This window comes from Phaeobacter piscinae (assembly GCF_002407245.1).
Lineage (GTDB): Bacteria > Pseudomonadota > Alphaproteobacteria > Rhodobacterales > Rhodobacteraceae > Phaeobacter > Phaeobacter piscinae.
In genome coordinates this window covers 1,830,582-1,842,130 of sequence record NZ_CP010681.1, presented here as the reverse complement: position 1 = coordinate 1,842,130, position 11,549 = coordinate 1,830,582, and the positions used below count along the sequence as shown (strand labels likewise).

The 11,549-nt window shown below is 58.0% G+C and carries 11 protein-coding genes and 1 tRNA gene; 8 read left to right on the top strand and 4 right to left on the bottom strand.

The window, feature by feature from the left end:
• Window positions 1-77 precede the first annotated feature (77 nt).
• Together glnA and phaeop14_RS08560 are read right to left on the bottom strand one after the other, a co-directional pair.
• Window positions 78-1,484, bottom strand: a complete 1,407-nt coding sequence (gene glnA / locus phaeop14_RS08565) for a type I glutamate--ammonia ligase (RefSeq protein WP_040169501.1) — start codon at window positions 1,482-1,484, stop codon at window positions 78-80.
• A 93-nt stretch (window positions 1,485-1,577) separates the two neighbouring features.
• Window positions 1,578-1,916, bottom strand: coding sequence for a P-II family nitrogen regulator (locus tag phaeop14_RS08560; protein WP_014874894.1), 339 nt, complete (start codon window positions 1,914-1,916; stop codon window positions 1,578-1,580).
• Window positions 1,917-2,108: 192 nt separating this feature from the next.
• On the opposite strand from phaeop14_RS08560, the gene phaeop14_RS08555 reads away from it, so the two are divergent.
• The 3 genes from phaeop14_RS08555 (at window position 2,109) to phaeop14_RS08545 (ending at window position 5,297) form a co-directional block, all read left to right on the top strand.
• The gene (locus phaeop14_RS08555; protein ID WP_096789283.1) at window positions 2,109-3,800 is read left to right on the top strand and encodes an NAD(P)H-hydrate dehydratase; all 1,692 of its coding nucleotides are present in this window, start codon (window positions 2,109-2,111) and stop codon (window positions 3,798-3,800) included.
• Between the two features lie 116 nt (window positions 3,801-3,916).
• Window positions 3,917-4,001, top strand: a tRNA-Leu gene (locus phaeop14_RS08550).
• A gap of 573 nt (window positions 4,002-4,574) precedes the next feature.
• Complete coding sequence (locus phaeop14_RS08545) at window positions 4,575-5,297, top strand: hypothetical protein (RefSeq protein ID WP_145957395.1); 723 nt, start codon at window positions 4,575-4,577, stop codon at window positions 5,295-5,297.
• Here phaeop14_RS08545 and phaeop14_RS08540 read toward each other — a convergent pair.
• Window positions 5,279-6,037, bottom strand: coding sequence for a helix-turn-helix transcriptional regulator (locus tag phaeop14_RS08540; protein ID WP_040169493.1), 759 nt, complete (start codon window positions 6,035-6,037; stop codon window positions 5,279-5,281). The two genes, phaeop14_RS08545 and phaeop14_RS08540, sit on opposite strands and share 19 nt — an antisense overlap.
• A gap of 182 nt (window positions 6,038-6,219) precedes the next feature.
• On the bottom strand, window positions 6,220-6,546 hold the full coding sequence (locus phaeop14_RS08535; RefSeq protein ID WP_040169491.1) for a hypothetical protein: 327 nt from the start codon (window positions 6,544-6,546) through the stop codon (window positions 6,220-6,222).
• Between the two features lie 618 nt (window positions 6,547-7,164).
• On the opposite strand from phaeop14_RS08535, the gene phaeop14_RS08530 reads away from it, so the two are divergent.
• The 5 genes from phaeop14_RS08530 to phaeop14_RS08510 all read left to right on the top strand — a co-directional run bounded on the left by phaeop14_RS08530 (window position 7,165) and on the right by phaeop14_RS08510 (window position 11,536).
• A complete protein-coding gene (locus phaeop14_RS08530) occupies window positions 7,165-7,518 on the top strand; it encodes a hypothetical protein (RefSeq protein WP_082035021.1) in 354 nt (117 codons plus the stop codon).
• Between the two features lie 182 nt (window positions 7,519-7,700).
• Window positions 7,701-9,455 carry a copper resistance system multicopper oxidase gene (locus phaeop14_RS08525; protein ID WP_096789281.1) on the top strand — a complete coding sequence of 585 codons (1,755 nt, stop codon included), beginning with the start codon at window positions 7,701-7,703 and terminating at the stop codon, window positions 9,453-9,455.
• Between the two features lie 29 nt (window positions 9,456-9,484).
• Window positions 9,485-10,201: a copper resistance protein B gene (locus phaeop14_RS08520; protein WP_167385676.1), complete on the top strand. Its 717-nt coding sequence runs from the start codon at window positions 9,485-9,487 to the stop codon at window positions 10,199-10,201.
• A 91-nt stretch (window positions 10,202-10,292) separates the two neighbouring features.
• Window positions 10,293-10,655, top strand: coding sequence for a copper resistance CopC family protein (locus phaeop14_RS08515; RefSeq protein ID WP_096789279.1), 363 nt, complete (start codon window positions 10,293-10,295; stop codon window positions 10,653-10,655).
• 2 nt (window positions 10,656-10,657) lie between these two features.
• Window positions 10,658-11,536, top strand: coding sequence for a CopD family protein (locus phaeop14_RS08510; protein ID WP_040169481.1), 879 nt, complete (start codon window positions 10,658-10,660; stop codon window positions 11,534-11,536).
• Window positions 11,537-11,549: the final 13 nt, after the last annotated feature.

The following is an 11,549-nucleotide window of genomic DNA, read 5'->3' as shown; positions in this document are numbered from 1 at the left end:
GCAAACAGCGGGGCTCCGCAAACGAAAAAGGCGCCCCCAAGTGATGGGAGCGCCCAGTAAATCTGCGTGATCGGGGGTCAGCAGCTGTAGTACATGCCGTATTCAACCGGATGCGGCGTGTGTTCGTAGGTTTCCACCTCTTCCATCTTGAGGGCGATGTAGCCTTCGATCTGGTCTTTGGTGAACACGTCGCCCTGCAGCAGGAAGTCGTGGTCGCCTGCCAGCGCTTCCAGCGCTTCGCGCAGGGAGCCGCAGACGGTGGGGATATCGGCCAGCTCTTCTGCGGGCAGATCATAGAGGTTCTTATCCATGGCTTCGCCGGGATCGATCTTGTTCTTGATGCCGTCCAGACCAGCCATCAGCAGTGCGGCAAAGCACAGGTAGGGGTTCGCGGCCGGATCGGGGAAACGGGCCTCGACGCGCTTGGCTTTCGGGCTTTCGGTCCATGGGATCCGCACGCAGCCGGAGCGGTTGCGGGCCGAATAGGCGCGCAGAACCGGCGCTTCAAAGCCAGGGATCAGGCGCTTGTAGGAGTTGGTGGACGGGTTGGTGAAGGCGTTCAGTGTCTTGGCGTGCTTTAGGATGCCGCCGATGAAATACAGCGCCTCATTGGAGAGATCTGCGTATTTGTCGCCCGCAAAGAGCGGCTTGCCGTCTTTCCAGATCGACATGTTCACATGCATGCCGGTGCCGTTGTCGCCATAGATCGGCTTCGGCATGAAGGTCGCCGATTTGCCATAGGCGTGAGCCACATTGTGGATCACATATTTGTATTTCTGCAGCTCATCAGCCTGTTTGGTCAGGCTGTCAAAGATCAGACCCAGTTCGTGCTGGCAGGAGGCCACCTCGTGGTGGTGCTTGTCGACCTTCATGCCCAGACGCTTCATGGTGGACAGCATCTCGGAGCGCAGATCCTGGGCTTCGTCGATGGGGTTCACCGGGAAGTAGCCGCCCTTGAGACCGGGGCGATGACCCATGTTGCCCATCTCATATTCAGTGTCGGTGTTCCAGGAGGCGTCGGTTGCGTCAACCTCAAAGGACACTTTGTTGATGGTGTTGGAGAAGCGCACATCATCAAACAGGAAGAATTCCGCCTCGGGGCCCATATAGGCCACGTCACCGATGCCGGAGGACTTCAGATAGGCTTCGGCCTTCTGCGCGGTGCCGCGCGGGTCACGCGGGTAGGCTTCGCCGGTATCGGGCTCAACCACGGAGCAGTGGATGCAGATGGTTTTCTCGGCATAGAAGGGATCAACATAGGCCGAGGTGGTGTCGAGGATCAGCTTCATGTCGGAGTTTTCGATCGACTTCCAACCGGCGATGGAGGACCCATCAAACATGAAACCTTCTTCGAGGAAGTCTTCGTCCACCAGGTCAACGTCGATGGTCACATGCTGGAGCTTGCCACGTACATCGGTGAAACGAATGTCGACATAGGCCGCATCTTCGTCCTTGATCATCTTCAGAACTGCGTCTGCGCTCATTTCCAATGGTCCTTCTGATCTTGTAATCTTATGTGTGTCCGGACTGCCGCGCCCATCAGCGACGGCGGGCACCCCTGTGTTCTGGTGTCAGGCTCAGAGTGCGTCCGAACCGGTTTCGCCGGTGCGGATGCGGATGGCCTGCTCTACGGGGGAGACAAAAATCTTGCCGTCACCGATCTTGTCGGTCTTGGCCGCGGCCACGATGGCCTCAATGGCGGCGTCGACCTGATCGTCGTCCAGCACCACCTCGATTTTCACCTTCGGCAGAAAGTCGACGACGTATTCGGCACCGCGATAGAGTTCGGTGTGACCCTTCTGGCGACCAAACCCCTTGACCTCGATCACCGACAGGCCTTGCACGCCCACGTCCTGCAAGGCTTCCTTCACCTCGTCCAATTTGAACGGCTTAATGATGGCTTCGATCTTTTTCATCGGCATGGCTCCTCGCAACCTTGTCGAGAGAGGTCAGATCACTTCTACTGAGCGGGGACAATAATAGCCGCAAGCGCTACGGCGAAACTGCGCATGATTTCGCGGTCTCTGCCTAAAAATTAAGCACAGCGCCTGATTTTCGCGCAATTTTGAATCGCGAGATGACCACGACATGAAAAAGAGGCCCCTGACATGACCGAATTGCTGACCGCCGCCCAGATGCGGGCCATCGAACAGGCCGCGATTGCCGCTGGTGAGGTGACCGGGCTGGAACTGATGGAGCGGGCCGGGCAGGGCGTGGTTGCGGCCATTTTTGAGCAATGGCCGGAGCTGGATGCGGATCTGGGTTGCCAGGCTGGGGAGGCTGCCCCCCGGCCTCAGGTCTCCCCCCGGGATATCTCAGGCCAGAAGATGGGCGGCGAGGCCTCACGGCGTGCGGTGGTTTTATGCGGACCGGGCAACAACGGCGGCGACGGTTTTGTGGTGGCGCGACTTTTGAAGGAGCGCGGCTGGGATGTGGAGGTGTTTCTGTATGGACCCCCGGACCGGCTGCCGCCGGATGCGAAAGTGAATTATGAGCGGTGGCGGGCGATTGGCCGCGTAATCGAGTGGACCGCGCAACAGGTTGGCGAGGAGGCTGCGGACCTGTTTGTTGATGCAATTTTTGGCGCAGGCCTGAAACGGGCGCCTGCGTGCGAGATCCTTGAACCGCTGACCAAGCTTTACACCGAGGGCAAGACGTTCGCGCGAATGGTTGCAATTGATGCGCCAACGGGGCTGTGCATGGACAGCGGCCGCGCGCTTTGTCCGGAATTCGGGGCGGTCTGGAGCTGGCTTACCGTCACCTTTCACCGGCCACGTATCGGCCATTTCATTGATGAGGGGCCGAGTTACTGCGGAGCAATGAGGACCGTCGACATTGGGCTGGGTGGGCATGATTGGGGTGAGGCTGCACGACAGGCAGTGGCCGACCTTCATCGGCTTGAGAAGGGCCGGGGAATGGGGCGGGTCGTTGCTACTCTCATGTCGCCAGAACTGGTCTCGCCGTATCTTGGGAAGGAAACGGACGAGCATAAGTACACCTACGGCCACGCGCTTGTCCTCTCGGGCGGCCATGGAAGGTCCGGCGCTGCGCGGCTGGCCGCCCGCGGTGCGTTGCGGATCGGGGCGGGGCTGGTCACGGTTGGCTCGCCACGTGCGGCGATGATGGAAAACGCCTGCCAGCTGACCGCGATTATGTTGCGACAGATGGATGGCGCGGATGAGCTGCGCACGCTGTTGCAGGACAGCCGTCTCAACGCCGTTTGTCTTGGGCCGGGGCTTGGGCTGGACGCTGATCGTGAGGGCTTGGTTCTGGAGGCCTTGCAGGCAAACCGCGCCACGGTTCTGGATGCAGATGCGCTGACGCAGTTCGAGGACCGTGCTGAGGCGCTGTTTGAGGTGCTGCACGAAAACTGTGTCATCACCCCGCATGGCGGTGAATTTGCGCGGCTCTTTCCAGATCTGGCAGAGAAACTGAACGCGCCAGCCACAACCGGCCCCGTCTATTCCAAGGTGGACGCCACCCGTGAGGCAGCAAAACGCGCGGGCTGCGTGGTGCTGTTCAAGGGGCCGGACACGGTGATCGCCGCGCCGAACGGGCTCTGCTCAGTGAATTCCGCCCACTACGACCGCTCCGCGCCCTGGCTGGCGACTGCTGGGTCCGGCGACGTGCTGGCCGGGGTCATCACAGGCTTGATGGCGCGGGGATTAGACCCGATGCAGGCAGCAGAAACGGCTGCCTACATCCACGTCGAGTGCGCGCTGAACTTCGGCCCGGGGCTCATCGCTGAAGACCTGCCGGAGCAAATACCGGCTGTTCTACGCAAGCTTGATATTTTCTAAGCGGGCGGCGGAGGGAAGGCGTGGAAAAGTTTTGCCCAATGAGTGCTTTCCCTTTTGCATCCGCTGAAAAGCTTTGCTATTGAGCGCGACACGGTGGGCGCGCCCATCGTCAGGATGCGGGTGTGGCGGAATTGGTAGACGCACCAGATTTAGGTTCTGGCGCCGCAAGGCGTGGGGGTTCAAGTCCCTTCACCCGCACCATTTATTCCTTGATATCGCGGAATTATGCCTCTGCTGTGAGGTGTTGGCCCCCGCCTTAATGTTCGTTGGAGGCCGGAAATAGGCTGTAGATCTGCGCAACAGCGTAGGCTTTGTGCGCGCATTCAAATGAGATGTTTGGCGTAATTTTTCCGACCGAACCCTGCGATAGAATCTGTCCCAGCCCAACGGCCGACGCGGACAATGGGTGGCCCGCGTCACAGTGACATACGTCACTTCGTCGGAGCTGAACTGTCCTGCAATCAGATATCCTCCCGCACGCTTCAAGGGCCTAAGCTAGGTGAATATCAGGCCGCCGCCCTGTGCTTTGGCTGAAGCTATTGCTCGTTGGCGTCCCCGCATTGGATCAACATTGCGAGTATCGTGACTGGGGCCAACGTAACAAATTGCGAAAAAAGAAATTTCTGAAGGAGTTGCGGCCTGTGAGCTGCAAAATCGCAATCTTGTTGTGCGTCTAACCTCCGGGTTGAATGGTTGATCAGGGGCGCTGCCTTTAGTGGTGCAGGCGGTCCTGAGACTACAAACGAAAGGACTGAAGATGACATGGAGAGAGCGATGCATGAGGACAATATGATCAGGCTCGCGCATATCTGCCTGGGGGGCTTGGAACAATCGGGCCTCAGGCTTCATGCTGTGCCAGATATCTCGGATTTTCAAGCGCGTATGGCCCGTATCGGTAAAGCCAGCAATCATCCCATGCTTTCACCGGATTGGCACGATTTCACCTCAGTTGAGGCGTTTGGCATCGTATTCTGTATCGATGGTGAGGACGTCGGCGGGGTCGCCGCGCGGTTTATAGACATCGGGGAGGACAGTCTCGCACGTCACTGGGCTTCAACATATTCCAGGCTCTATAACTCCGGCGCGGGATCTCCGGTTCGGGCGTTCTCTAGCACTGCAGCAAAGGAAATATCGGGTAAAATCGTGTATCTGGGTGAGCTGTTTCTAAGCGCCGAGAATCGCAAGGGCAAGGTCAACTGGAGGCTGGTCTTTCACTACCTCTTTTCTCTGGCTCATTTGAAATGGAAACCGGCATGGACCTATGGCTTTGTGCGGCAGACCGACGTCCTCTCCGGCAAGGCAAGCCGCTATGGCTTCACGCGACAGCACATCGGCCCGCAAGAGTGGGAGGTCCATGTGCCCAGCCGCAGTTCCAGTGAATATCTCGTAACTTTGCCTCGCATCGACCTGCAGGAGGCGGCCGCATTCTATGTCAAGCATCCAGAATTCTTGCTCGATCCCGCCTCTCGATTGGGCGATCACGCCGGGAAGCAGTAGCTGAGCACAAATCTCTCGCCGTTGGGACTAACAACCGGTAGCTGTAGGCGAAAATATTCTACTTTTGCGGCTGGAACTCCATCTGGTAAGGGGATCCGGACAGAAATAGGGGCGGAAAGCGCTGGGGTACCCTGCTGCGACACGTCGTAGTAGCTCCGCACAAGATCCATCCGTGATCGGGTGTCGAAACCTTCAACCAGTCGCTTTAGTGCATCAGCGGAGTTTGTTCCGAGTTTCGTTGCTGCCAAGCTTCTGGCGCCGAGTTCGAGGGGTTCAACAGTGGTATCCGCTACGTCCGGTGCCTTGATGATATCGAAGTGGTCACGGAGGCCTTCGTGGCACACGAGGTGACCTGACTGCTGATGCCACCACCTCAGCAACAGGGGGAGCACATTGCCCCCTGTTGCGAATTGTGTCTCGTTATCCCAAATACTTAATCTCTGGTGGGCAACTCTCATCACATCGGACAGCACCCGTGAGGCTTGCCGATTGACCTCGGATTGATAGCCGGGACTAGGGGCCAGGCTCATTCCGCCATCCAGTCCCATCAAGTGTTCATGACTGACCCCTAGTACAGATGCCAACTTGAAGGTTGTGAACACCCCGGGTTCATGGCCACCTTTCCATACTTTTGAGAAATATCCGGGGGACTTGCCGATCAATTCGGCCAATTCTCCTTGGGATCTTCCATCTGCAGAAATCAGTCGCTTCCAATGATCTATTAGGCTGAGTGTCATCATTGTAGAGCTCTTGAATATTTTCAAATATCCACCCGGAATAGTTGACCAGATGTACCTATGTCAAGAGTGTGGGCCCTGCACGAACAACTTATAGCTGCGGTCGACTGCGCAGATGAACTGATGATCAATCAGTTCCGGAGGAATGATGTCTCAGAGATTCAGGGAAGAGTATCGGGAGGCCGTCAGCCTTCTTTGTCAAGTTTCTGAGCTTGAGGACGGTGAGCAGAGAGAAGCCCTTTTGCACTCTTTAGCAAAAAGTCCCGTTCTGCCGGAGCTAATTGATACCATACTTCGAGCAATCGTTGCTGGTCACCAGCCGGAGCTTGACCGTCTTCTGGATAGAAAAAGCGGTAGATGAGAGGCGCTTCTGACAGTTGGATCCGGCGGTTACCCTTCAATATCTTGTTGATCTTGTCAGCTGAGATACCGGTTTCCCTGGAGAGGCGTGCTTGCTCTCCGCGACATCCCTCCAGGTGTCTCGACAGCCAATCGCGGTTTATTACTTCCATAGGTCCATTTCCACGATAGCCCTGACGTTGTATCTTGGGCTGAAATCACAGCCTACCTGATATCATATATTGCGAAAAACGCAATTAATTCTACAAAGGGGAACCAGCAGACCCTGTGGCAAGCTCGCTGAAACTGGATGCAGATTCGCTGTTGGTACAGGTGTTTGCTGGTACGATCTTAAGGGTTTCAATGCCGCGGCCACGATCGGTTCCCTCCGATACGGTTATTGACATGACAATGGTCGTCGGCCCCCTGCGGCCTGCGTGCCCTCTGTCCGAAGCCGATCATATCAGAGACTACGTATCGCTTTGATGCCCGTATACCTGTGCCGAGGTACGATTGGTGCCTCGACCAAACTGTTACAAAGTTGAAGGCAACCGGCATGGCCTTCAGGTCCCTTTCGGACGGGACAGGGAGTATTTACCAGCCATTGCCTGTGTTCTGCCAACATGTACCTGGGGCGGAGGTGCTCGCGCAGTGTATGTAGCTTTTGGCGCAAAGGGATCAGGCAGAGCTATCATCACATAGGCGTGAGCTTCCATCTACAGGAGGTGCTTTTCCCTCTTGACGGTCGTCGATCCAGCGGCGCTTATCGGTTTTGAACAAAAGGAAGCCCTGTGATCAGCCGTGTCCTCATCATTCTTGTTGCCTTGCAGCTCGTTGTTACGAGTGCATTTGCGCATGTGATGCCGATGCCTGAACACTGCGTGGAGCCGGTGGCTCATCACATGCATGGGGAAGGGGTTTCTCTTCTTCAGGATCAGGTCGTTGACCTCGCCTTCGAGACGGAGCAGCAGCCCAAGCCCTTGGGACTGCTGCATTGTGCCAGCGTTGCTTGCACGGATCAGTTCGGTGACGCGTCCGTTGTCGATCTGAACAAGGACTTTCGGATTGCCGATCTGAACCCCAGCGAACCGCGTATGGTTCTGCAATCCGTCCTTCTATCGCAACTTCGGCCACCTTTGGCCTGAGAACGCCTGTCAGGCGTTGATTGCGGCGTTGCCTGAGCAGGCGCGTTGAGCAATCCGATCTCATGCTGCCTCTACGGGTACAGGCCCGCGGCGCATCTGATCCTTTCACTTCTCCCTTCTCTGCTATTGGCAGTGACCTTCTCTTCGCGAGGCCAATCACGGTCTACGCTCACGGAATACACATGAAACACACGAATTTTCTGCGGCCTCTGGCCGTGGTGCTAGGGCTTGCACTCGGGGTGCCCGCGCAGGCCGACACCTATAACATCACCGTTGACAAGGTCCGGATTGATACCGGCATGTTCAAGAAGAACGGAATTGGCTACAATGGCAGCCAGACCCCATCTATCCTGCATTTCCAGGAAGGCGAAGATGTGGTCATCCGCGTGAAGAACAATTTGCGCGAAAGCACCTCGATCCACTGGCATGGCCTGATCCTGCCGTTTCAGCAGGACGGTGTTCCCGGCATCAGCTTCGATGGCATCAAACCGGGCGAGACCTTCACCTACCGCTTTCCGATCGAGCAGGCAGGCACCTACTGGTTCCACAGCCACTCAGGATTTCAGGAGCCGGACGGCGCTTACGGCGCCATCGTGATTTCGCCGAAAGGCGGCGAAGCGGTGCCCGCTGATCGCGACTATGTGGTCCAGTTCACGGACAAGCATCCACACAGCGGGGCACGGGTCTTTCGCAATCTCAAAGCTTCGGCGGACTATTATAATCGCGCCCAGCGTACTGCGCAGGACCTGATCGAAGACGCCGGTGCCGAAGGGCTGAAAGCTGCGCTGCAGGACCGCAAGATGTGGGGGGCAATGCGGATGATGCCCACCGATATCGAGGATGTGCAGGGGTTCACGCCTCTGATCAATGGCGCAAGCACGCAGCAGAACTGGACCGGGATCTTCAAGCCGGGTGAGAAGGTGCGCTTGCGCCTGATCAACTCCTCGGCCACGACCTATTTCGACGTGCGGGTGCCGGGTTTGAAGATGACCGTGGTGCAGGCCGACGGCAACGACGTGAAACCCGTCGCGGTGGATGAATTGCGCATCGCCGTCGCCGAGACATACGATGTGATCGTGCAGCCGCGCGAGGCCAAGGCCTATTCGATCATTGGCGAGAGCGCAGGGCGGACCGCAATGGTGCGTGGCACGCTGGCCCCGTCCCAAGGCATGGTCGGACCCATCTACAAGATGCGGCCTGAACCTCTTCTGACCATGGCCGACATGGGCGGCATGATGTCCGGGATGGAGCATTCCGGCATGGATAGGGCTGGCATGGACATGTCGGGGATGGATCATTCCGGGATGGACATGAGCGGTTTCGACATGTCCGGCATGGATCATTCCGGCCATGACATGAGCAGCATGGAGATGTCCGGGATGGATCAGTCCGGGACCGATACCGGCGGCATGGACATGACCAGCGGGCTGCCAGTCGTTCCGGCCGAAGGGGCCAAGGGTGCAGCCTTCTACGCGCCGGGCAGCGGTCTGATCCCGACGGCGGCGAACGGCGGCAAATTCCTCGGTTACGAGAACCTCGCAGCGCGCAAGCCGCTTTATCGTGACCGTCCCGCCACGCGTGAGATCGAGATCCGTCTGACCGGCAACATGGAGCGCTACATCTGGTCGATCGACGGTGTGAAATATGAGGATGCGGATCCGATCCGCCTGAAATACGGCGAGCGAGTTCGCTTCAAATTCGTCAATGAGACCATGATGGCGCATCCGATGCACCTGCATGGCATGTGGACGATCATCGACACCGGCAAGGGCCCCTATGACCCAGTGAAACACACGGTCAGCGTGGCGCCGGGCACGACGCTCTATACCGAAACGGAAGTCGACGCCCCCGGTCAGTGGGCCTTCCACTGCCATCTCTCCTACCACATGGCCGGCGGCATGTTCCGCAAGGTCATCGTCGAAGGCGGCCCGTCCTGATGGTCCCGAATTTCAAGGAAGACAATCACATGAAAACACTGTCACTTGGGACGGCCCTCGGGGTGCCGCTGGCGCTGTCTTTTGCCTCAGCCGCCATGGCCGAGGTGGGCGTTTCCCCAACGGTCTGGAGCGTGCGGACCGACACGCTCGAATACCGGATGGGCGCTGAAGAGAATTCCTTCGCCTGGGGCGTCGAGGCTTGGATCGGAAATGATGAACTGCGTCTCGTCTGGAAGAGCGAAGGGGCAAAAACCGAGGGTGGCGACTTTGAGGAGATGAACAATCAGATCCGCCTCCAGATGCCGATCACCGAGTTCTTCGACGGATTCATAGGGGGCGCCGCATCAACGCCTGACGGGGCTCCGGACCGCTATTACGGCACCATCGGTGTGACCGGTCTTGCACCCCAATGGTTTGAGGTCGAGGCGGCACTTTACCTGTCCAACCATCCCTACCTCAACGCAGAAGTTGAGTATGAAGGCTTGCTGACGAACCGACTGATCCTGACCCCTTCCATCGAAGTCAGCCTGCCACTTGCGGATGATCCCGAACGGGAAATCGCCGCCGGTGGTGCTTCCGCCGCATTCGGACTTCGTCTGAGCTATGACCTGATCGGGCGTAGCGTATCACCGTATATCGGCGTGAACTACGAACGCGCCTTTGGTGAGACGGCAGACATTCGGCGCGGTCATGGCCATGATATCGAGGAGTTGACGGGCGTGTTTGGCGTAAACGTCATGTTCTGATATTGCTGCGCCCCTCTCTGTGTCCGCTATTGGCACCCAAAACGACAGGGGCGCAGCCCTAACAGCTGAACCATCCAAAGGGAGATAAAAAATGAACCTACGCAATATTCTGACCTCCGCTGCATTTACAGTGGGCCTGGTATTGAACGCCGGTGTTGCGGTCGCCCATGGCAAAGGCATGATGACCATGCCCAGCAACGGCCAGACTGTCGGGATCGACACCAAAGTCATGCATCTGATGTTCACCGATCCCATGCAGATCACAATAGTGAAGATGAAAGCGCCTGACGGCAACACCTACCAAATCAACGGACCGGCTGCCAACAAGGCGGTCAAGACCTGGGAAGGAAGCCTGCCCGAACTTGCACCCGGCAACTATCAGATCGACTGGCGCGGCATGTCTTCTGACGGTCACGCGATGAATGGCAGCTTCGCTTTCTCGGTCGCGAACTGATCATGGGCGGAGTTCTTGTCGCACTGGAACTGGTGCAGATCGCCTCGATCCTCGTTAAAGCCGGGATGTATATTAGTGTCCTGCTTGCGGCGGGCTCCGTCATCAACATATGGCTCCTGACGGAGTTGGATGCCGCTGCCAGCCGCCGTCTCAGGCGACTGGCAGTATGGTCTGCCTTGCTGGGAGTGGTTTTCAGCGCCCTGACCATCCCGCTGCGCGCCGCCTTCTTCTATGGCGGGATTGGCGGCGCGCTCGATCCCATGATGCTTCAGATCGCTTTGTCGAGTCCGCTCGGTCTTTCCGCAGCGACGCATATTCTGGGCCTTCTGGCCATTGCCACCGTCGCGTTCAACCGCAGCGGGGCCCGAATCTTCGCCATGCTGGGCGTTGCTCTGGTGGCCATTAGCTTTGCGCTGCGCGGACATGCCACCAACGATCCGAGACTGGCGCTGTCGACGCTGTTCGTCATTCATATCCTTGCTGCCAGTTTCTGGATCGGGGGCTTCTTTCCCCTCTACGACATGGTTGGCCGCGGCAATGCGGCGGCGGTGCGCACGGTTGAGCGTTTCGGGCAGGCCGCGCTGGTCATGGTCGGGCTGCTGGTCGGTGCAGGCAGTGTCATCCTCGTGATCCTTGCGGGCAATCCTATCGCCGTACTCACGCAGCCTTGGGGCCAGTTTCTAGCGCTGAAGCTGGCGGTGGTGGCGCTGTTGCTCGGTCTTGCTGGCTTGAACAAACTCCGTCTGACGCCGGCACTGGCCAAGACGGGAGAGGGGGCACCATTGCGAACTTCCATCCAATGGGAGGCGGCGGCCTTCATTCTGATCCTGCTCGTCACCGCGACGTTCACCTCAACTGTGGCGCCGGAACATGCGGGATAATCCGGGTATCCCA

Coding starts and splice junctions, on each gene's coding strand:
- glnA (WP_040169501.1), bottom strand. CDS start 1,484: ATGAGCGCAGACGCAGTTCTGAAGATGATCAAGGACGAAGATGCGGCC.
- phaeop14_RS08560 (WP_014874894.1), bottom strand. CDS start 1,916: ATGAAAAAGATCGAAGCCATCATTAAGCCGTTCAAATTGGACGAGGTG.
- phaeop14_RS08555 (WP_096789283.1), top strand. CDS start 2,109: ATGACCGAATTGCTGACCGCCGCCCAGATGCGGGCCATCGAACAGGCC.
- phaeop14_RS08545 (WP_145957395.1), top strand. CDS start 4,575: ATGCATGAGGACAATATGATCAGGCTCGCGCATATCTGCCTGGGGGGC.
- phaeop14_RS08540 (WP_040169493.1), bottom strand. CDS start 6,037: ATGATGACACTCAGCCTAATAGATCATTGGAAGCGACTGATTTCTGCA.
- phaeop14_RS08535 (WP_040169491.1), bottom strand. CDS start 6,546: ATGGAAGTAATAAACCGCGATTGGCTGTCGAGACACCTGGAGGGATGT.
- phaeop14_RS08525 (WP_096789281.1), top strand. CDS start 7,701: ATGAAACACACGAATTTTCTGCGGCCTCTGGCCGTGGTGCTAGGGCTT.
- phaeop14_RS08520 (WP_167385676.1), top strand. CDS start 9,485: ATGAAAACACTGTCACTTGGGACGGCCCTCGGGGTGCCGCTGGCGCTG.
- phaeop14_RS08515 (WP_096789279.1), top strand. CDS start 10,293: ATGAACCTACGCAATATTCTGACCTCCGCTGCATTTACAGTGGGCCTG.
- phaeop14_RS08510 (WP_040169481.1), top strand. CDS start 10,658: ATGGGCGGAGTTCTTGTCGCACTGGAACTGGTGCAGATCGCCTCGATC.